We start from the raw sequence: 21296 nt of genomic DNA on the forward strand, positions 1-21296 counted from the left end.
CGTCTAGTAATCCTCATTCAGCCACAAGTACAACGGATAAAATTATGTCTATTTCTAAGCCATATCTATTATTTCTTGGGGACGTAAAAGACGAGCTGGCAGCAAAAACTGCACATGGCGTACTTGATTGGCGACCAGAGTGGTGCCTTGGCCAAATTACACTCCCGGGCTGCAAAGCCCACACGCCCCTGTCTGAGATGAGTCTTACCGACGCCACAGAGGCAGGCGCAAAGACCATGGTCATCGGCTGCGTCAATGCAGGTGGCATCCTGCCTGATCACTGGATTGAAACCATCGTCGATGCACTCAACCATGGGCTCGATATCGCAGCAGGCCTACATATCGAACTTGGCAGCATTCCAGCCATCGCCGAAGCGGCTGCAAAAAACAAACGTAAACTCCATGACCTGCGCTTTACAGATCTCACCTTTCCAACAGGCAAAGGCGACAAGCGCTCAGGCAAACGCCTTCTGACAGTTGGCACTGACTGTTCCGTTGGCAAGAAATACAGCGCACTCGCTCTACAAAAAGGCCTAGCAGACCGTAATATCAGCTCAGATTTCTGCGCAACCGGCCAGACCGGCATCCTCATTGCTGAACGCGGTGTTGCCATCGATTCTGTCGTCTCAGATTTCATCTCCGGCGCTGCTGAGCATATCAGCCCGGCCACCAAAGACGACCACTGGGATGTGATCGAAGGTCAAGGCGCATTGCATCACCCATCCTTCGCCGGTGTCTCCCTCGGCCTGCTCCATGGCTCACAACCAGACGCTTTTGTAGTCTGTCATGAGCCAACCCGTTCCACCATGCGAGGTGTGCCTGCACCCATTCCATCTATTCAGGACGTCATTGACCTGACAATACAACTGGGCCGTCTTACCAATCCGGACATCCGCTGTGTCGGCTTAGCCATCAACACCATGATGCTTTCTGAAAATCATGCAAAAAACCTGATTGAAGAGCTGGGGGAAGCGCATAAACTGCCTGCAACTGATCCTGTCCGCTTCGGGACCGATCCAATCATTAATCATATTTGCGCGGAGTTTAAACTGGTTTGACTTGTCGCCTGTCTATTGAAGCTGAAACATTCCCAATTGCGGGAAGCTTTACCATTGCCCGCGGTTCCCGCACGGAAGTAAACGTCCTCACCGCCACACTCACACAGGACGGTCACACAGGCCGCGGTGAGTGTGTCCCTTACCCACGTTATGGCGAAAGCGTTGAGAGCGTCACCGCTCAAATCGAAGCGGTGCGTGGAGCTATTGAAGCTGGTGTCTCTATCGAAGAGCTGCAAAGCCTCATGCCAGCAGGTGCAGCCCGCAACGCAGTGGACTGCGCCCTGTGGGACCTGACGGCCAAACGCCAGAGCTCCACTGTAGCCGAGTTGGTGGGCATCAAGTCCCAGCGCATTTTGGAAACCGCCTACACCATCTCTGTCGGCACACCGGAGAAGATGGCGACCGACGCTTCAAAAGCAGCAAGCCGCCCTCTCCTCAAAGTCAAACTCGCAGGTGATGGCGATGTTGAACGCATCGCAGCTGTCAGACAGGCCGCACCAAACAGCAAGCTAATCGTCGATGCCAACGAAGGCTGGTCAGAAGATAATCTGGAAGCCAACATCAAAGCCTGTCAGCAGGCAGGTGTTGGGCTGGTGGAACAACCTTTGCCAGCGGGCAAAGATGGTGTTCTGGCAGAAGTGGAACACCTTATCCCGATCTGCGCAGATGAAAGCCTGCACACCTCAGCAGACCTGGAGAGCCTCCGCAATCGCTACTCAGCCATCAACATCAAGATCGACAAGACCGGCGGCATTACAGAAGGGCTGAAACTGCTGCGCAAGGCGGAAGAGATGGACTACGTCATCATGGTCGGCTGCATGCTCGCCACATCTCTCGCCATGGCGCCTGCCATGCTGCTGGCGCAAAATGCAGAGTTTGTTGATTTGGACGGGCCTCTATTACTTGCCAAGGATCGCGAGCACGCAATCCAGTTTGAAGGCAGCCTGATGCACCCGCCATCCCCGCAACTTTGGGGCTAATCACAAGCATAAAAAAGGCGGCTCTCACATCGAGGCCGCCTTGTTTTTTAAACGCGCTTGGTCACCAGCATAAGTGTCAGCACACCGACACAGCAGATCCCCGCCATCAGATAGAAAGCATAGGCTTGTTCAATCGCGTAGAGCCAACCACTGGCAATACCGCTTACGCCCATCACCACACCAAAGGCTGTTTGTGTCAGGCCCTGAGCCGTCCCAAGACGCTTGCTTGAAACCAGTTTGGACGTGTAGGCAACCATGCCCAGAAACACCATACCAAAGCTACCGGCATGCAAAAGCTGGAGCAATACGGCGGACCACGTTTCCGTTGCATAGGGGAACAGCACCCAACGAATGATGCTTGCAACACCACCAGTGACCATCAATCCCCAGGCTCCCAGGTGGCGCATGAAGAAGGAACCCCAAACAAAGATCCCAATCTCTGCCAGAGTACCGATCGCCCACAATCCACCAACCATCGCATCGCTGATACCCACAGAAAGCCAGAAGATGCTGGCGAAGGCATAAAGCGCTGAGAAGCTACCAAGCAACAAACCACCAGACAACACCACAAGCAGGAACTGCGGATCACGCAATTCTTCAGCAGCCCAAACACTTTCTTTGCTTGAGCTTCGGCTTTCTGAAGGCATGCCCGGCAACAGCACAGCAAGCAGCGCCAGCAAACCCAGACTGCCCACAGTCAGGAAAAGCAGTTCAGCAGGCTCACCAAATGTCAGATACCAACCACCAATCAGCGTCGCGACCACAAACGCAATCGATCCCCATGATCGCATCGGCCCGTAATTCAGGCCAAGAGTGCTCACAGTTTCATAGGCATATGCATCCTGCAGCGGCTGAATAGGCGTGTAGAAAATGGAGAGGAAAACAACCAGTCCAATGACAGTCCAATAGTCACTGGAGTAGATCAGAACCCAAAAGGAGATCAGCGCAATAACACTGAACAGCGCCATGGAATGACGCCTGCGCCCTGCACGATCCGAAATGCTCGTCATCAACGGAGTTGCAAAGATGCGGACGATATTTGGCAGGGCAATCACCAATGCGATCTGCACGGGTGTAAAGCTAATATCCTCCAAAAAAAGCGGAAAATACGCAAGAAAGAAAGCGTTTGCAAAATTAAACGCTGCAAACAAACCACTCACGCCTGTTGCAATCCAGAATAGGTTACTGGCTTTCCCTAATGAGGAAGTTCTTCTGGGCATAGTCATTGGAAAACACTACAAATGGGGGTGGAGAGTACCCGAGGAAGTGGATGGGAAGGGATACTCCTATCACTTGTGCTAATAGGGACTATCCAAATCAATGTAAACCAATTATTAGCCGTAGAATCTGTTATATAAACTTGTAGTATTATCTTAGTTAGTTATGAAGGAGCCACTTATGGCTGGCAACAACCGAAAGGTCCTTTTGAGCCCCGAGGAATTTGATGCCATCAAAAGCGCACTCTCTGAGACTGATAGAGGCCGTGCTTTCCTTCATGATCACCTCACACTAAACAGATCCGCCGAAACAGCAGACCTCCTGGAAGCTGTGCGACGACTTGAAAAAACATTGGTTGAGCGCGAACTGCCATCTGAGATGGAAACATATCGCCTGCACACCTATGAAATGTATGAGGCAATTGAGCGAACGAAGGACGAAATCTCAAAGATCAAGCTGGAAAATGCCGACAATAATCGCTTTTCAGCTGCCTCTGACGAGTTAGATGCAATCGTCACATCTACAGAAAGTGCAACACAGGTCATTCTGGAGTCCTCCGAAGCTATTCAGGATTTGGTGGACAAGCTCCGTGCGTCCGGCGCAGAAGATGCCCCATGCGACGCCATTGAAGAAATGGCCATGGAAATTCTGATGGCATGTTCCTTCCAGGATCTGACAGGACAGCGCATCAACAAAGTGGTGAAGGCCCTTCATTACCTTGAAGGCCGCATCTCCAAGATGATCCGCATCTGGGGTGTAAACCTGGCTGATGAAGATCGCCCGGAAATCAATTTGGATGAGCCGCGTGATGAAGATGATCGTCATATAGACAAGCGCCCGGATGCCCACTTGCTCAACGGCCCGCAAATGGATGGTGCAGGCGTTGATCAAGCGGACATTGACGCCATGTTTGATGCAACACCTGCCTTGATCGAAGAAGCGCTGAACGAAAACGTCGTTCAGTTTGCTGCTGAAACACGAGCAGAAGCAGTCCAGCAGGAAGAGGACAAAGCAGAAGAGCCCGCCGAGGAACCTGCTGAAGTCTTTGAACTTGATGATGTAGAAGAAGAGCTGAACGCTGTCGAAACGCCTCAAGTCGCGTTGATCGAGGACGACGACCTCATCGTCACCAACGACGATACGCCAGTCGAGACGGACACCGCGACAAAGCAGGACGACGCGCTGATCGAGATCGAGGGGCAGTCGCCTCCGCTCACCTCCCCAAGAGGCAGCAATTCCGACCCGCTCCATCACCTCTCAACAGGAGAGCGCCTCGCACTCTTCTCATAATTGAGACAGGAAACCAGAATTTCGAAAGCCGTTTGCCTCCTTTTCAGCGCAAACGGCTTTTTTCTTATGCAGGTGCTTTCTCTGCAGAGTACTGCTTCAGTGCTCTCTCAAAGATGGCAGGATCCACATTTCCGCCGGAGATCGTGATCACTGCCGTCTTCCCGGCAAGGTCAATCGTGCCGGACAAAACAGAAGCCAAAGCGACAGCTGCGCCCGGTTCAACAACCAGCTTCAGCTCAAAATAAGCAAAGGCAACCGCTTTCATCGCCTCGTCATCTGTGACACGCAGACCTTTTGCCTGACGCCTACTCAATACTGAAAAGCCTTTGTCCCCCGGCATTTCAGTCAGCACTGCATCACAAACAGAACCGCCCAGAGCAGCATTGCGAACACGTGTCCCAGCTTCAAGTGAACGTGCATAATCATCAAAACCAGCAGGCTCTGCCGTGTAAATCTGACACTCGGGCAGGCTCGTTTCCAGCGCCAGCGCAATACCGCTGGTCAGACCACCGCCACCTGTACAGCTGATCAACACATCAGGCGTGACACCCAAAACCTCACATTGCTCTGCAATCTCAAGCCCGGTCGTGCCCTGTCCCACAATCACACCGCTGTCATTGTAAGGGTGGATGAACGTCGCACCGCGCTCCTCACAAAGACCACGGGCAATCGCCTCACGGTCCTCGCTCTCACGATCGTAAAGCACAACCTCCGCCCCCAGCGCCTTCGTCCGCTGGATCTTCAGCTGAGGCGCATCCTCAGGCATCACAATCACCGCCGGGAAACCAAGGATCTTCGCAGCAGCTGCAACGCCCTGCGCATGGTTGCCGGAAGAACACGCAACCACACCAGCGGGCCGCTGCTCCTGAGGGATCAGGGAAAGGCGATTGAACGCACCTCGAAACTTGAAAGACCCGGTGCGCTGCAGGTTTTCGGCTTTAATAAAGACACGGCCATTCACCTGCTCATCCAACACCGGAAAGTTCAGAAGCGGTGTCAGGCTGGCATAGCCTTGCAGCCTTGTTCTTGCTTTTTCAATTTCGGAAAAAGTGAGTTCGACTGGACTGGAAACATCTAAAACCATAAGAACCTCGGCAACAGCAATATGCCGCCCTGTATAGCACGCAAATCTACATCGGCTTCAGATATTCTGATCACAGCTCAAGGAGATCCACTCAACCATTCAGGTGATTTCCAACAGAGCCTTTGCCCGCATATATGTCCTGCCGAAATCCTGTAGCAAATGCAGGGTCATAGGCATGTTCGGCGTTGGCCAGAAACTGCTCGGCACTTGCCCGCCACGTAAATCGCAGGGCAACATCCCGGCAATGATCCCGCGAGACCTCCAGTGCTTCCAGTGCTGCCGCCTGAAGATCATTCTTCAACACACCTGCCCCACTGTTGCCAATCACATCAATCGGCCCCATCACAGGAAAGGCCGCCACCGGAGTCCCGCAAGCAAGCGCTTCCAGCAGCACATTGCCAAACGTGTCGGTCTGGCTCGGAAACACAAATACATCCGAGTTTGCATAATACTCAATCAGCTCATCACCAACGACAGGCCCGGTAAACAACACCTCCGGATAAGCAACCTTGAGCTCCTCCAGCTGCGGACCTCCACCAACAACCACCTTGGTTCCCGGCAAGTTAAGCTGCAGAAACGCCTCGATGTTCTTCTCAACCGCCACACGTCCCACATACAAGAACCGCGGTGCTGGCAAGTGGTCCAGCAGGCTGGTCCGCATTGGCCGGAATCGCTGATGATCCACCCCACGCGACCAGCGCAGCAGATTGTCAAACCCACGCATGCACAGGTCAGCTTCCAGAGTACTCGTCGCCACCATGCATCCCTGCCCGCTGTTATGAAAACGGCGCAGCCAAGAATAGCTGAAGGACAGCGGAACGGGATACCGCGCCTGCAAATACTCAGGAAAGCGCGTGTGATAACTGGTGGTGAAAACACGTCCGTCCCGCTTTGCCACCTGCCGTGCCATAAGACCCAACGGCCCCTCGGTCGCGATGTGCAGATGATCACAGTCGTACTTCTCAATAAACCCACGCACGATATGCGGCAGCGTCAGGCTCAGCCGGATCTCACCGTAAGATGGCATAGGGATACTATGGAACGATTGCGGCGTCAGGAACTCAACCCGAATACCCATGGAGCGCAGCTCAACAGCAAGCCGCTCCAATGTCCGCACAACGCCGTTGATTTGGGGCTTCCACGCATCGGTGACGATCAGGATCGAGCTCATGCGGCCACCTGTCCGTCAGAACTCTCGCTGGCAGGCTCACTCTGGTCCCGTTTGCCATCGCCCCAATGAATAACCTCAAACGTTCCATCAAAGTTCTCAGCAACGGCAGTGCAACTCTCTACCCAATCACCAGTGTTTATGTAGTGGATGCCGTTGGTCTCATGATCAGCCGCATGATGGATATGACCACAGATCACCCCATCCACCTTCTGACGCAGCGCCTCGGAAACCAGTGTTTCCTCAAACTTACCAATGAAGTTGACGGCGTTCTTTACCTTCAGCTTCGCCCACGCAGACAGGCTCCAGTAGGTCAGCCCCAGCTTACGACGGCAATAATTCAGCACTGTATTGAGATTGAGCGCACTCACATAAGCCCAGTCACCAAAGAAGGCCAGCCATTTTGCATGACGCACCACCACATCAAACTGGTCACCGTGAATGACAAGGTACCTCTTGCCATTGGCTCCTTCATGAATGACCTGATCAACAACCTCAACACCCCCAAAATGAATGCCGAAGAAGTCCCGCAGGAACTCATCATGATTGCCGGGGATGTAAACGATCCGTGCCCCTTTGCGACCTTTGCGCAAGAGCTTCTGCACCACATCATTATGCAGCTGAGGCCAATACCAGGACCGCTTCAGCCGCCAGCCATCAATAATGTCGCCGACAAGATAAACCGTGTCAGCGTCGTTTTGCTTCAAAAAGTCCAGTAAGAGATCAGCTTGACATCCGCGTGTGCCCAGATGCACATCAGACAAAAACAAGCTTCTATATTTTTTACTAGTAGAATCCCCGGTCACCACGAAGCCTCCGGAATAAGAAAACCTTCTTTCCTTTAAATTGATTCACAAGAAACAAATATGACAGGATACATATACTAAAACCTGTCAGTTTCTTGCTTGAATCTCAAGTAACATTACTCCCCGTTTATTAGAGTAGAGCAAAGCAAGCGCCTGCAATTCAAGTGAATATTCTATTTGCTTGCTAAGCTTGATCCTGACTGGCTCAAACCTTTCTGAGAATGTAGGCTACCCTTCACAATTCACCGATTCATTAGGATGTTGAAATGCACTTGGGTATTGAGGGGCGCAAAGCCATTGTCTGCGCATCCAGCCGTGGGCTGGGTTTGGGAACAGCAAAAGCACTGGCAGAGGCTGGGTGTGATCTCGTAATCAACGGACGCAACGAGCAACGACTCGACCAAATCGCGAGCGAACTGGCAGCACAACACAGCATCTCAGTCATTCCCGTGGCAGCAGATATCTCCTCACCAGAAGGCCAGCAAGCCGTTCTCAAAGCGTGCCCAAACCCGGACATCCTCGTCAACAACAACGGCGGTCCACCACGCAAAGACTTCAAAGAGCTGGACCGTCAGGCGATTCAGGATGGTGTCATCCAGAACATGATCACCCCGATCGAACTGATCAAGGCAGTCATTGATGGCATGGCAGAGCGCCGCTTTGGCCGCATCGTCAACATCACCTCCATGTCCGTGAAGATGCCTATTGAAGGCTTGGACCTGTCCAGCGGCGCCCGTGCAGGTCTCACGGCTTTCCTGGCAGGCGTCTGCCGTCAATACGCCCAGCACAATGTCACTATCAACAATGTGCTGCCCGGAAAGTTCGACACCGACCGCCTGAAAGGTGGCTTCGAGCGTCAGGCAGAGCAGACCGGCATCTCCATTGAAGAAGCCAAACGCCTGTCTTCAGAAGAGATCCCAGCAAGGCGTCTCGGCAATCCGGAAGAATTCGGCAAAGCCTGCGCCTTCATGTGCTCAGCCCATGCTGGATACATCACAGGCCAGAATCTCCTGCTCGACGGCGGCCTCTACCCAAGCGCTTTCTAAAAATGAAAAGCCTCCCCGCAATCAAACCGCCGGGAGGCAAACCAAATCAGCTATTGCAGCAAACTCTTAGAACTTCAAACGGGCGCCAAAGCTGATAATGTCGACATTAGTGTCATTGACCGGTCCTTGAATGGTAATCCCTTCATAGAACGGGTGGCCAGGCATGATGTTAATCTTTTCGCTTACCGGGAATAAGTGCGAATAGCCAAAATCAACTTCAAGCCAATCCTCGTAGAAATAGCTCAGCCCAGCACTGAGCCAGAAGCGATCAGCATCAGGCAAACGCGGACCCCGGTTGCCTTCATTAAGCGGAGACCACTCATAGGCCACCCCAAATCGTCCTGTAATACTGCTGGTAAAGTCATATTCAGTCCCAAGAGATATGAAATAGCCATCGCTGTACTGAAATGGAAGATTAGAAACTTCGGTACCTTGTAGATCAAAAACAGGGAACGTTCCAAAGCGTGACCAGTGTGTCCACTCAAACGTCCCCATCCCGCGCCAACGCTCATTCAGCTCTTGCTGGAAGGAAACGGTTACTGTTTCCGGCATAATGATGTTCGCACGAATAGGAATTGGTGCATTACCTCCAATAACCAGCCGCCCTTTCAGGTTCTGCTCAACCGGAGAACGATATCCGATACCCAATTGAGTACCCTTCCATGGCTTAAAGAGCGCTCCAACAGTTGCCCCAAACCCAAGATTATAATCTTCACCACGCAACTCTGCAGTTGGAGCCGCTGCAGCAACCCCAAATCCTGATTTTAATCGAACCTGAATATACTGAAGCTGCAAGCCCACCCCGACCGAGAACTTATCAGTCAGTTCGTAAGCAGCCGTTGGTGTAACATTGACAGTTAGAACGCGGGAAGACCTCGCATAGACCTGCCCCGCCCACTCAATCTGAGGTTTGGTTTCAAAACCATAAGGCGCATTCGAACTGATCCCGAGAGACAGACGATCATTCACCTTCCAAGTCCCATAACCTGCAGGCACCCAAGCATCTACTCCAATATCTCCGGAGGAATATGGAACTCCCGTAATCGGTACAGGAAAGAAATCAATCGTCGCCGTATCCAGATCAACCGTTGCACGTGGAAACACGATGGTCTGCGAGGATTCCATCTGCACCCCATCATGGCCAGTCATGGTCGCCGGGTTCCAATACATGCTGGAGAGGCTTTTCGAGATGGTCGCATTTCCCGCAAAGGAAAGTCCCTGATACCACGCCGATTGCTCACGAACAGCAAAAGCACCGGCAAAAGCATCAGACGCAATCAGCAAAGAAGAAAGACTAGCGATCGTAATGGGTAGATATCTGGACATGCACGGTACTTTCTGTTCTCAAGAAAACAATCAAGCAGTGCCATGATCAAACTACGAGTTACTTATTGATTCGGCTCTCTTCACTAGAATGGAAAATGTTACAAACTAATTGCACTGGCATATTTAAGGGTAAAGGGAGCTAACTTCACAAAACAACAATACCTAGCGGGCTCACAATCACTTGGTTATTCGCATTTCAGGCAGGTACACTGAAACATTTTCTGTGACAAAACGTCCGCATAACAAAAGGCCCTCCATATGGAGGGCCCTTCAAACACGATTTGATCTGCCGACTAACCTCTTGCAGAGATGTTTTTGCCCAATGAAAGAGCGCTCCACCCCGCCAGAAGCTTCTGCGCTTCTATGTAACCCTCATAAATCTTACGAGCCCTCTTGTCTTTCTGGGTGTAAACATCCAGCACCTCAGCACTGGTTTCCTTCAAGGCGGTTAGCACCTCCTCCGGAAACTCACGCACTTCAACACTATGCTCTTCCTGCAGCACTTTCAGGCTGGCAGCATTTTGTGCATTTGCTTCAGACAGAGCGAGATCAGCTTCCACGCGGCAAGCCTCTTCAACCACCACCTGTAGTTCTGGAGACAGCCCCTCCAGCGCAACAGCGTTCACGATAGCCTCACCCGTGCCATTCGGCTTATTGAAGCCCGGACCGTAGTAGTATTTGATCAGCTTCTGAAAGCCCAGCGCACTGTCGCTCCATGGACCAAGGAACTCGACACCATCAACCACACGCGTTTGCAGACTGGTGAAAATCTCGGAGGCTGGAATATTGACCGGAGTAACACCAAGCTTACGCAAGATCTCACCACCAAGGCCAGCGATACGGAGCTTCCGGCCTTTCAGGTCATCCAGCGTCTCAACAGGATCACGATACCAGCCAGCCATGGTTGGGCCAGTGTTGCCCCCCATAAACGGCTTCACACCAAATGGCGCGTAAAGATCATCCCAGAGCTCCTGACCACCAAGCTGATCCACCCATGCAGTGTGTTCCTGAGGCAAAAGGCCGAACGGAATTGTCGTAAAGAACACTGATCCGGGCATCTTGCCAGCCCAGTACATGGCAGCTGAATGGCCCATCTGTGCAGTACCGCTTGAAACAGCGTCAAACACCTCAAAAGCCGGAACCAGCTCACCAGCAGCAAACAGGCGAACACGCATCCGACCATTGCTCATAATGTTGATGCGATCACAAATGCGTTGCGCAGACATTCCAGGACCCGGCAGGTTTTTCGGCCAACTGGTTACCATGCGCCATTCGATGACCGGATCAGCATCCTGAGCCAGTGCTGGCGCAGCAAGTGCAGCGCTTCCAGCAACCGCTCCGGCTGTAAGCCCAAGCGCCTGACGGCGGGTCAGATTGTTTTCTTTGTTCTTGGTCATTATCTCCGCCTTATTACTCAGACCAGAATTCATGGAAATGATGCACAGGCCCATGTCCCTCGCCTATATCAAGCGTATCCGCAGCTTTGATCGCCTGACTAATATACTCTTTTGCTTCACCAATGGCATCTTGCAGCGCTAGCCCTTTGGCAAGCTCGGCTGTAATCGCAGAAGACAAGGTGCAGCCAGTCCCATGTGTATTCTTCGTGTCATGCCGTGAGGCTGTATACCACCTCTCCACATCGTAAGAGAGGAAGAGATCATCACAGGTATCATCAGATCCGTGCCCGCCTTTCAGCAGAACCCCATTTGCACCCATATCCAGCAGCAGCAATGCTTGTCTGTGCATGTCTTCACGAGATCCAGCCAGCGGCTGCCCAAGCAAAAAGGCTGCTTCCTGCATGTTCGGCGTAATCAACGCCGCAATTGGAAACAGCTTCTGCTTCAACACGGAAACAGCGGAGTTTTGCAGCAAAACATCTCCGGAAGTGGCCACCATCACCGGATCAAGAACGACGCGCTTAACATCATATTCCGCCAGCTTTGTGGCAATAACATCGATAATCTCTGGCTGTGAAAGCATGCCGATTTTCACAGCATCCACCTTCAGGTCAGAAAAAACAGCATCCATTTGCTCCGCCACAAATGCTGGCGGCACATCATGAATACCTGTCACACCTTTGGTGTTTTGGGCCGTCAGTGCAGTGATGACACTGGCCCCATAGACACCGCGAGCCGAAAAGGCCTTCAGGTCTGCTTGAATTCCGGCACCACCACCGGAATCCGACCCTGCAATTGTGACTGCAATCGCACTCATTAGGCCAATACCCCACCTTTATTATTCATTGTTTCGAGCTTGAGACGCTCGTTGAACTGGTCAGCCTTCAAGCTATAAAGGGTATCTATGAAAGCTGGAGTGAAGCTTCCCGGCCCGTTCGCCTGCTCTGCGGCAATCTCGCCGCATACACCATAGACAGCAAGTGCAGCAAGCACGGCAAGTTCCTTATCCGGCTCGGTAACGGCAAAACCAGCCAGCACACCGCCCAGCGCACAGCCAATGCCAGTCACCTTGTCCATATAAGCATGCCCATTGCCCACGGTATAGGTCGTCTCCCGGCCAAACACAGCGTCTTCAATACCGGTGCGCACTATCAATGTGTTCTCGGTGACAGCCCCACTCAGCCCAGCGCTCTCAGTCATGTTTGTTTTGAGGATCGAAACATTCTCGTTCAGAATATCTTTCGCAAACTCCATGCGAATGTCTGAGCGATCTACTTTAACTGGGTCCAGCACCACGGGCATAGATTTTTTGGCAGCCCCTTCAAGCCCAAGCCGAATACCATGCCGCCGCTTTCCATCCAGCGTACCAAGATTGAGGAGCAACCCGTCAACACTCTCGACAAATGCAGGAATTTCATCATGGGCCGCTGTCATGGACGGCACAATGTTACAAGCCAACATGATGTTCGCGGTAAGGCTCTGCGCAACAGAGTTCGTCAGGCAATGAACCCGAACCCCACGCTCACGCACGCTCTCAAAGACTTCCCAGAGATTTTCAGTTGTGTAGGACATTTGTTTTCGCTCCCCTATAGATTACGGCGGGAACGATTACCTTGGTACTCATCCCAATTCCCTCCGCCGGCACAATCCGGATCAGGTTCTAGGAGTTGGCTTTGCGCCTCTCAGCCCGTCAGTCACTTCCGAGCACCCCCATTGGTTAGAATTTTTTGCTAGCAAACAAGAGAGCGAACTGCAAGCGGAAACGAGAGGCAGCGACAAAAGGCAACTGGGGGTAGATTTCGCTTAAAAAACGCAAAAGCTTGCAAAAAAACGCAGCTTCAACGCAAAATGCTCACAAAACAACGCAAACTCAATTTTGAGCGCAGCCCTGAAAGACAAATCAGTCTTACGGGACAGAAGGATAGCAGATTAATGATTCCGTTCTTTGTACAGATCAAATGCCAGCTCGGAAAAACCTATCAGGTTGCCAATGCAATTGCGGACGCAGAAGTTGCCTCCGAAATCTACTCCACCTCCGGGGATTTCGACCTGCTGGCCAAGTTCTACGTCAACGATGACGACGACATCGGCCACTTCGTTGCTGACAAGGTTCAGGTCTTCGATGGCATCCAGGACACCAGAACCATCATCACCTTCAAAGCGTTCTGATACCTACGAAAACAGGCGGGACACCAGCCCGCCTGCACAATCTCTTTTCAAGCTCTAAAGTCTTGATAACTTAGCTTTAAGCATCCTGAATTGCGCTCCACACAGCAACCGGCGTCGCGGGCATATCTATATGCTCAACACCTGCATTCTTGCGCAGCGCATACTGCACAGCATTCATCACCGCCGGCGCCGCTCCAATAGAACCAGCCTCACCAGCCCCTTTGATACCCATCGCATTTGTCGTGGAAGGAACATTGCTCGTCGAGAAGTCGAAATTCGGCATATCATCAGCACGCGCAACATGATAGTCCATGAAGGACGCTGACAGCAGCTGCCCGGTTTCATCATAAACCGTGTTCTCACACAACGCCTGCGAGATCGCCTGCCCCGCACCACCATGCACCTGACCAGCCAGAAGCATCGGATTCACCGTCACGCCAAAATCATCCACAATCACATAACTGACCACGTCCGTCTTGCCCGTTTCCGGATCAATCTCCACCTCACACACATGCGTGCCATTTGGATAAGTACATTCATCCTGCATGACTTTTTCCGCTGCACTCAAGATATCCGGTTGCGATCCAGCCACATCAACAAGGCTGACCTGCTGGTCGGTACCAACCACGCGCACCTGCCCGTCTTCAAGTGTGAGATCCCCAACACCAACCTCAAGCTTCTCACTGGCGATCTCTTTGATCTTCTTAACCAGCGTTTCAGAAGCCGCCTTCACAGATGGCATGCCAATCGGAATAGACCGCGATCCACCGGTACCACCGCCAGTCGCCACACGGTCCGTATCCCCCTGCACCATCTCAACCTGATCAAGCTGCAAACCAAGATGTTCTGCAATGACTTGGCCATAAGCGGTGGCATGACCCTGACCGTTGCTCTGCGTTCCAATCAGCAAAGTAACGCTGCCGTTCGTATTCAGCTCAAGCTTGGCTTCTTCACCGCCGGCAAAGGCACACGCCTCCACATAAGTCGATAGCCCAACACCGCGATACAAACCTTTTGCCTTGCTCTCCGCTTCACGCTCCGCAAACGTCGAATAATGGATCTCGTCGAGCGCCTTAGTAAGATGAGCCCCAAAGGAACCCGTATCATACATACGGCCAAGCGCTGTCGTATAAGGTAAGGCAGCGTCGGGGATAAAGCTCTTACGACGAAACTCCGCCGGATCCATACCCATCTCATGCGCGGCCTTATCAGCCAGCCGTTCCATCAGATAAAGCGCTTCCGGACGCCCTGCCCCGCGGAACGCATCCACCGGCACTGTATTGGTATAAACGCCTGTCGCTTCCACCCATATTGCGGGGATATCGTAAAGACCGGGGGTCATGGTGATGCCGATCTGCGGAATGCCCGGGCCAAATTCATGCAGATAAGCGCCCATGTTTGCAAGCACATGCACCTTGAGGCCGATCATCTTACCGTTTTCATCAAGCGCAAGCTCAGCCGTGGATACATTATCCCGGCCATGCGCATCAGACATGAAGTGTTCAGTACGTTCCTGAAGCCATTTCACGGGATGACCAAGACGTTTTGCGGCAATCAGGCAAAGTGGGTATTCAAGATAGGTGAACATCTTGGTTCCAAAACCACCACCCACATCAGGTGTCACAACGCGGATATCTTTAGGGTCAACGTTGAGTATGTTCTTGGCAATCAGATCACGCATCCCATGACCGCCCTGCGTTCCAGTGGTCAGCGTATACCTGCCGCTCTCACCATCAAACTCGCCAATACAAGCCCGAGGCTCAATCGCATTGGACACCAGACGGTTGTTGATCACCTTGATCTTGGTAACATGATGCGCTTTCTGGAAGGCCTTTTCCATCGCCTCCTTGTTACCCATACCAATGTGAAAGGCCTCATTAGACCCATGCTCAGGCCATACAAGCGGAGCGCCGTCTTCTAAGGCTGCTTCAGTTCCGATTGCCGGATCAACATCCTCGTAGTCAACCTCAATCGCCTCCATCGCAGCCCGCGCCTGCTCCACCGTATCGGCAACAACAAACGCAAGAGCATCACCAACAAACCGGGCTGTATCAGAGCAAAGAACTTCACGATGAGGCACCCAGTGCTTCGTCCCATCCAGCTGCCGAAGCACGGCTTTACATGGGATAGAGTTCGTTCCTTCAATATCTGCAGCAGTCAAAATAAGCTGCACACCATCCATAGCCCGTGCTTCATCCACTCCTTCTAAAGTGAACTTCGCGAACGCGAGAGGAGACCGCAAAACAACGGCATGTGCTGCACCAGCCACCTTCAGATCATCCGTATAATGACCCTTGCCAGAAATAAAGGCAGCATCTTCTTTTCGGCGAACGGGAGCACCAATTCCAAACTTCGGTGTAGCAACCTGATTCATGAAAACCTCAGAAATCTGGAGAGCGACCCAACACCGCACCTCCCAATACAGCTTTTTACGTATCAGCAGAGAACGTACAGTGCTTTTCTCAAGCTGCAAGTGTTTTCTGGTTCACTGCAGAGGTGTATTTCCCAGAGTGACTTAAGGTCATTATCGCATTATTTAGAGCAAATTACGGAAGGGTACTTAGAGCTATAAGTTGTCGGCAGCTTCGTGCTTACTGTCGAAACTCTCAAGCTAAAATTTGTTTTAGAATTTGACCAAACCGCAAACATTAGGTTATTTAAGCCATACACCCATCTGATCTTTGTTACGTTGTCCGCCCCCTGGCGCACACCATTTTGCACCAGACATCGGGTCTGGTCGTTTTGATCGTATCAAGGCAGCTTCGAAAGCAGTTACATGCCTGTTCCTTCAGCAGAGCCTGAAGGCAGCTCATCATCTGCTGCGTTAAAAACAAGGTTTTCCGCAAAATGGCAGAGCCTTTCTAATAACACACGCGGCATCTGCTGGGCCCTTCTGGCAACATTCCTTATGGCCGTCATGAGCACCATCATCAAGCTGCTCGGCGACCGCTTACACGTTACGCAAATCCTTATGCTTCGCCAGTTTTTCATGCTGGTGATCTCAGCACCGATCATTATCAAAGGATTTCCGGGTTCGCTCAAAACACAGGCTCCACTGCTTCACCTGGGCCGCATACTGCTTGCGTCCTCTGCAATGTATTTCGGCTTCACCGCAGTCATTCACTTGCCGCTTGCTGAAAGCACAGTGATTGGTTTTGCGCGCACGTTTTTCATCACGATCTTCGCAGTTTTCTTCCTGAAGGAAGTCATTGGCATTCACCGAATTTCGGCAACTATCCTTGGCTTCATCGGGGTGATGGTCATCGTCCAGCCCGGCACCGGCGCGGAAATGAGCATCTACAGCTTCATGGCGATCCTGGCCTCAGCCTGTGCCGCACTCGTAGGCATCATCCTGCGCAAGGTCACTCAGGTTGATCAGCCCATCACGATTCTGACCTTTCAAGCAACTTTTGTGGGTCTGATCATGGCCCCCTTCGGCATCTATTATTGGGTATCAATCAACCTAAATGATGCGATCCTACTGCTCTTGCTGGCAGGTGTTAGCTGGAGTGCTCAGATGAGCAACATTCAGGCCCTCAAGTTTGGTGAGGCCTCTGTGATTGCACCGTTTGATTATATCCGCCTTGTCTACGCGGCAATCATTTCTGTCGTAATCTTCGGCATCTGGCCGCTCTGGACCACTTATCTCGGCGGCGCAATTATCGTCGCAGCTTCCCTTTACACCCTGCACCGCGAGACTGTGCTGGGCAAGAAAGTGGCAACTGGAACAGCGCCCACGAAAACGCACTAGAGAAACCGCTAAGCTCAAGCAAAAAGCCCTCGCAAATGCGAGGGCTTTTCTTTTTTCACGAAGTAGCTATCAACTGGCGTTTTCAGTGCTGCGTGTCTTGGCAGCCTCTTCCTCAACCAGCTCTTTCTTGGAGAGCTTACCAACCATGGTCTTTGGCAGCTCTTCCCGAAACTCAATCGCCTTCGGCATTTCAATCTTGGAGATGTGCCCCTTCAGGAAGTCTTTCAACTCCTCTGCAGTAGCACTCTGACCATCCTTCAGCTTCACAAACGCCTTCGGTGCCTGCCCGCGATAGCCGTCTGGAATAGCAATCACGATGACCTCAGCAACGGACGGATGCTGATAAAGCGCCTCCTCGATCACACGCGGATACACGTTGTAACCAGAGCAGATGATGAGGTCCTTGATGCGATCAACAAGGAAGATGAAACCCTCATCATCCATGTAACCCACATCGCCAGTGTGCAAGACACGGCCACCTTCCAAAGTCTTGGCGGTCTCATCAGGACGGTTCCAGTAGCCCTTCATGACCTGCGGGCCGATGATGCAAAGCTCACCTTTTTCGCCTTGTGCAACGATCTTCTCAGGCTCATCCAGATCACGGAACTCAACAGTCGTCCCCGGCATTACAACACCGATAGAACCGTCTTTGCCAGTTCCGTCCATCGGGTTGGCTGAGGCAACCGGAGAACTCTCTGTCAGACCGTAGCCTTCCACCAGAACACAGCCTGTCAGGGCTTCAAACTTCTGCTTCACTTCAACAGGCAGCGGCGCTCCACCAGACATACAATAGCGGATTGATGTCAGGTCGTAGTTCTTAGTTAGCTCACTGTTGTTGATCGCGGTGTAAAGCGTTGGCACAGCAGCAAACAAGGTTGGTTTCTTCTTCGCAGCCAGATCAAGCAGTTCTTTCAGGTCAAACCGCGGCATAAGCAGCATTTCTGCCGCACCTAGAATGGAAAGATTCTGCAGAACAGTCATCGCAAACACATGGAAGAATGGCAGCACACAGAGTGTCTTCTCGTAGCCGCGCTTCAAGCCACCGTAATGGCTTTCCAGCATCTCCATGTTTGATGTGATGTTGTAATGCGTCAGCATCGCACCCTTAGGCACACCAGTGGTACCACCGGTATACTGCAGGATCGCCACATCTTCCTTCGGCTCGATTTCAACCGGAGTAATGCCTTTGGACTTTGCAAGAAAATCTTTGAAGCGGATGTGAGCTTTATCAGCTGGAATGTTGGAAACATCCTTCCGCTTGAACAGCTGGAACAACAGCTTCTTAGGCTGAGGCAGAATATCCGCCATCGGACAAACAATGATGTTGTCCAGAGCACCTTCCTGACGAACAGCTTCCACACGATCATAGATCACAGAAAGATCCATGGTCACCATGATGCGTGCGCCAGAATCCCGCGCCTGGAACGCAATTTCTCGCTCAACATAAAGCGGGTTGAAGTTGACGACGACACCACCAATTTTCATGATCGCAAAATAGAAAATGGTGTAGTACGGCGTGTTAGGCAGACAAAGGCCGATCTTGTCGCCCTTCTTCACACCCATCGCCTGCAGGGCACCTGCAGCACGCTCAACGAAATCTCCCAATTCGCCGTAGCTTGTTGATTTGCCCATGAAGTAGATAGCCGGACGGTGCGCATAGTTTTTGACCGTATCGTCCAGATAGCTATCGATAGTACGTATTGGAAATTCTACTTGTCCCTCACGACCTGTCGCCATGCGCAGATCTCCTCCCCGAATTATTATTGTTCTTCAGACGAAGTTGACAGGAAACCGAAGCTGAACGCCAAGGTTCATGTGCGCAACATATCAGAAAAACCTTATATCATCATGCTTTGCGTGGAATTTGCGGCCGGTTTACCATTGCGTCAACCCAGACATACGGTTGACCTCCAATGCGACACATTACTCAATTCCACTGATTTTTTCTCGAGAACCCGAGAGATATCAAAGCCCTGCTCTATTGAATGAGCTGAAAACTCGACACGTCAAAAAGCCCAAAATCAGTAATTTTAAGGTGGGGAATAACCGGAAGAGGCAAGAATGCGACCTGTAAAAACGGCTCTGGTAAAACACAATTGAGCGATTTTGCAGCTTTGCGCAGCACTTCCAAACGCTCTTTGACCACCTCAAATCGCTCCAAACTCATCAATCCGGCAAGTGGCAGTTCCATCTCAGCCAGGACTTCATCACCTTCAGCAACCACAAATCCACCGCGCAACGCAATGCATCGGTTTACAGCAATTGCCATGGCCTCTTCATCAGCGCCAACCACACAGATGTTGTGACTGTCATGTCCAACAGAGGAGGCAATCGCACCCGATGTCATTCCAAAACCGTTTACAAACCCTGTCGCAATGTTCCCAGTCTTTCCATGGCGCTCCACGACAGCCACTTTGATAGCATCCTGCCCCAAGTCAATCTGGGAATAATTATGCTCAACCGGTAGATCCATCTTCAGATGCTCAGTGATAATCAGCCCCGGCTTCACACCAATCACTGATGTTTCGCGCTGCGCAGGCACACGGAAACTCTCTGCATGCACTGGTTCAGCATGGCAACTGTCCAGCAATCCTTCCGGCTCAATCAACTTGCGGCTGGCAAACAACTCATCCGAAACCACACGCCCAGCACTGATCACCTGAGCCACATCACAGCTTTCTAAATCATTGAGCAGCACAATATCCGCACGCCAACCCGGCGCAATCAATCCGCGATCTCGCAGACCAAACGCAGTGGCTGCTGACCAGCTTGCCGCACGGTAGACATCACGAGGTGTGCATCCATGAGCAATCAGGCGCTTGATGAGACAATCAAGATGTCCCTCCTCCGCAATATCAAGCGGGTTCCGATCATCCGTACAAAGCGCAACAAAACTGGCCCGTTCAGGTGTCAGGACAGCCGCTAGAGCATCCAGATCCTTGGAGACGGATCCTTCACGGATGAGGATCATCATGCCCTTAGAGATCTTCTCCAATGCTTCTTCTGCAGTGGTCGCTTCATGATCAGTCCGAATGCCCGCGGCAAGGTAGCCATTCAAGGCTTTGCCACGCACCAAAGGCGCATGACCATCAATATGCTCCCCTTCAAACTCAGCAATCTTAGCCAAAGCATCTGGATCGCCAGCCAACACACCAGGGAAGTTCATAAACTCCGCCAAACCAATAACGCTTGGATGATCCTTGAACGGCAAAAGATCATCAATCTCCAACTGAGCACCAGCAGTCTCAAATTTAGTGGCAGGCACACAGGAAGACAGGTTCACCCGTAAATCCAGAATGGTCTCAACAGAGCTGTCGAGGAAGTACTTGATGCCTGCAGCACCAGTCACATTGGCAATCTCATGCGGATCACAAATCGCAGTCGTCACACCGTGAGGTAGCACGCAACGATCGAACTCAAACGGTGTCACCAACGATGATTCCACGTGAAGATGGGTATCGATAAAGCCCGGCACGGCAATCTTGCCGCTACAGTCGATCTCATTCACACCGCTGTAGTCGTCATATGTCCCAACAATCGTCTTGCCAGAAATCGCAATATCGGTCTTCGTCAGACTGCCGTCGATCACATTGAACAGCTCAACATTCTTCAGCACCAGATCGGCAGGCACATTGCCCTGCCCCTGATCGATGAGTGTTTTTAAACCGGCAACCTTTTGCTGACGAGATTTCATGCCATTTCCTCCCAGAGGAAGCATAGGGCATGCTTCCTCATTTAATTTTCCCTTGGGGCAAGCCTAGCAAAAGATCGCAAGCTCCCCAATGCCGCCATTACAAATGCTTGTTGGAATTGTACAAATCATGACAGTCAGAAAACAAAACCCACAGAAACTGCATTATTTTGATAGCGGCTTCCCCTTTCAGCACGCCGAACTGCCTAGTTTCTAGGCACATTCGTATTTTTGCTTGCATTTTGATGAAACCCGCATCAAACAGAGGTGCAATTTTATAAATGCAACCTTTGTATGAGTTTTGATGCAGAT

The 21296-nt window shown here is 51.7% G+C and carries 17 protein-coding genes and 1 riboswitch; of the genes, 6 read left to right on the forward strand and 11 right to left on the reverse strand.

The features are described 5' to 3' along the window. Nucleotides 1-44 precede the first annotated feature (44 nt). The gene (gene dgcN / locus PsWM33_RS16400) at nt 45-1058 is read left to right on the forward strand and encodes an N-acetyltransferase DgcN (RefSeq protein WP_063300927.1); all 1014 of its coding nucleotides are present in this window, start codon (nt 45-47) and stop codon (nt 1056-1058) included. Continuing rightward, complete coding sequence (gene dgcA / locus PsWM33_RS16405; RefSeq protein WP_063300928.1) at nt 1055-2038, forward strand: N-acetyl-D-Glu racemase DgcA; 984 nt, start codon at nt 1055-1057, stop codon at nt 2036-2038. The genes dgcN and dgcA overlap by 4 nt, the downstream gene beginning before the upstream one ends. 47 nt (nt 2039-2085) lie before the next feature. Here the strand turns inward: dgcA and PsWM33_RS16410 are convergent, their stop codons facing one another. After that, on the reverse strand, nt 2086-3198 hold the full coding sequence (locus PsWM33_RS16410; RefSeq protein WP_208994592.1) for an MFS transporter: 1113 nt from the start codon (nt 3196-3198) through the stop codon (nt 2086-2088). A gap of 238 nt (nt 3199-3436) precedes the next feature. On the opposite strand from PsWM33_RS16410, the gene PsWM33_RS16415 reads away from it, so the two are divergent. Further along, nucleotides 3437-4546 carry a protein phosphatase CheZ gene (locus PsWM33_RS16415; protein ID WP_208992039.1) on the forward strand — a complete coding sequence of 370 codons (1110 nt, stop codon included), beginning with the start codon at nt 3437-3439 and terminating at the stop codon, nt 4544-4546. 64 nt (nt 4547-4610) lie between these two features. Here the strand turns inward: PsWM33_RS16415 and PsWM33_RS16420 are convergent, their stop codons facing one another. The 3 genes from PsWM33_RS16420 to PsWM33_RS16430 all read right to left on the reverse strand — a co-directional run bounded on the left by PsWM33_RS16420 (nt 4611) and on the right by PsWM33_RS16430 (nt 7604). Beyond that, nucleotides 4611-5630: a threonine ammonia-lyase gene (locus PsWM33_RS16420; protein ID WP_063300929.1), complete on the reverse strand. Its 1020-nt coding sequence runs from the start codon at nt 5628-5630 to the stop codon at nt 4611-4613. Between the two features lie 91 nt (nt 5631-5721). Then, nucleotides 5722-6801, reverse strand: a complete 1080-nt coding sequence (locus PsWM33_RS16425) for a glycosyltransferase family 4 protein (RefSeq protein WP_063300930.1) — start codon at nt 6799-6801, stop codon at nt 5722-5724. Further along, nucleotides 6798-7604, reverse strand: coding sequence for a UDP-2,3-diacylglucosamine diphosphatase (locus PsWM33_RS16430; RefSeq protein WP_193778412.1), 807 nt, complete (start codon nt 7602-7604; stop codon nt 6798-6800). The genes PsWM33_RS16425 and PsWM33_RS16430 overlap by 4 nt, the downstream gene beginning before the upstream one ends. A 266-nt stretch (nt 7605-7870) precedes the next feature. Between PsWM33_RS16430 and PsWM33_RS16435 the strand changes: the two genes are divergently transcribed. After that, the gene (locus tag PsWM33_RS16435) at nt 7871-8650 is read left to right on the forward strand and encodes an SDR family oxidoreductase (protein ID WP_063289638.1); all 780 of its coding nucleotides are present in this window, start codon (nt 7871-7873) and stop codon (nt 8648-8650) included. Nucleotides 8651-8716: 66 nt separating this feature from the next. Here PsWM33_RS16435 and PsWM33_RS16440 read toward each other — a convergent pair whose 3' ends face one another. From PsWM33_RS16440 to PsWM33_RS16455, 4 genes are all read right to left on the reverse strand, one after another. Then, nucleotides 8717-9976, reverse strand: coding sequence for an OmpP1/FadL family transporter (locus PsWM33_RS16440; protein WP_063298098.1), 1260 nt, complete (start codon nt 9974-9976; stop codon nt 8717-8719). 293 nt (nt 9977-10269) lie between these two features. Next, a complete protein-coding gene (locus tag PsWM33_RS16445) occupies nt 10270-11373 on the reverse strand; it encodes a TRAP transporter substrate-binding protein (protein WP_063301117.1) in 1104 nt (367 codons plus the stop codon). Between the two features lie 13 nt (nt 11374-11386). Beyond that, nucleotides 11387-12190 carry a bifunctional hydroxymethylpyrimidine kinase/phosphomethylpyrimidine kinase gene (thiD, locus tag PsWM33_RS16450; RefSeq protein WP_063300932.1) on the reverse strand — a complete coding sequence of 268 codons (804 nt, stop codon included), beginning with the start codon at nt 12188-12190 and terminating at the stop codon, nt 11387-11389. Beyond that, nucleotides 12190-12945: a hydroxyethylthiazole kinase gene (locus PsWM33_RS16455; protein WP_063300933.1), complete on the reverse strand. Its 756-nt coding sequence runs from the start codon at nt 12943-12945 to the stop codon at nt 12190-12192. The genes thiD and PsWM33_RS16455 overlap by 1 nt, the downstream gene beginning before the upstream one ends. Before the next feature lie 41 nt (nt 12946-12986). After that, nucleotides 12987-13095, reverse strand: a riboswitch (TPP riboswitch). Nucleotides 13096-13305: 210 nt separating this feature from the next. Between PsWM33_RS16455 and PsWM33_RS16460 the strand changes: the two genes are divergently transcribed. Further along, complete coding sequence (locus tag PsWM33_RS16460; RefSeq protein WP_063300934.1) at nt 13306-13542, forward strand: Lrp/AsnC ligand binding domain-containing protein; 237 nt, start codon at nt 13306-13308, stop codon at nt 13540-13542. Nucleotides 13543-13618: 76 nt separating this feature from the next. On the opposite strand, the gene PsWM33_RS16465 is transcribed toward PsWM33_RS16460, so the two are convergent. Continuing rightward, a complete protein-coding gene (locus PsWM33_RS16465) occupies nt 13619-15916 on the reverse strand; it encodes a xanthine dehydrogenase family protein molybdopterin-binding subunit (RefSeq protein WP_063301118.1) in 2298 nt (765 codons plus the stop codon). A 402-nt stretch (nt 15917-16318) separates the two neighbouring features. Here PsWM33_RS16465 and PsWM33_RS16470 point away from each other — a divergent pair, with 402 nt between their 5' ends. Next, nucleotides 16319-17293, forward strand: a complete 975-nt coding sequence (locus PsWM33_RS16470) for a DMT family transporter (RefSeq protein WP_057462666.1) — start codon at nt 16319-16321, stop codon at nt 17291-17293. Between the two features lie 69 nt (nt 17294-17362). Here the strand turns inward: PsWM33_RS16470 and PsWM33_RS16475 are convergent, their stop codons facing one another. Both PsWM33_RS16475 and ade read right to left on the reverse strand, forming a co-directional pair. Next, entirely contained in the window at nt 17363-19030 is a 1668-nt protein-coding gene (locus PsWM33_RS16475) for a long-chain-fatty-acid--CoA ligase (protein ID WP_063300935.1), read from the reverse strand. Between the two features lie 241 nt (nt 19031-19271). Then, complete coding sequence (gene ade, locus PsWM33_RS16480) at nt 19272-20987, reverse strand: adenine deaminase (RefSeq protein ID WP_063301119.1); 1716 nt, start codon at nt 20985-20987, stop codon at nt 19272-19274. Nucleotides 20988-21296 lie beyond the last annotated feature (309 nt).

This window comes from Pseudovibrio sp. WM33, assembly GCF_001623165.1.
Taxonomy (GTDB): Bacteria; Pseudomonadota; Alphaproteobacteria; order Rhizobiales; family Stappiaceae; genus Pseudovibrio.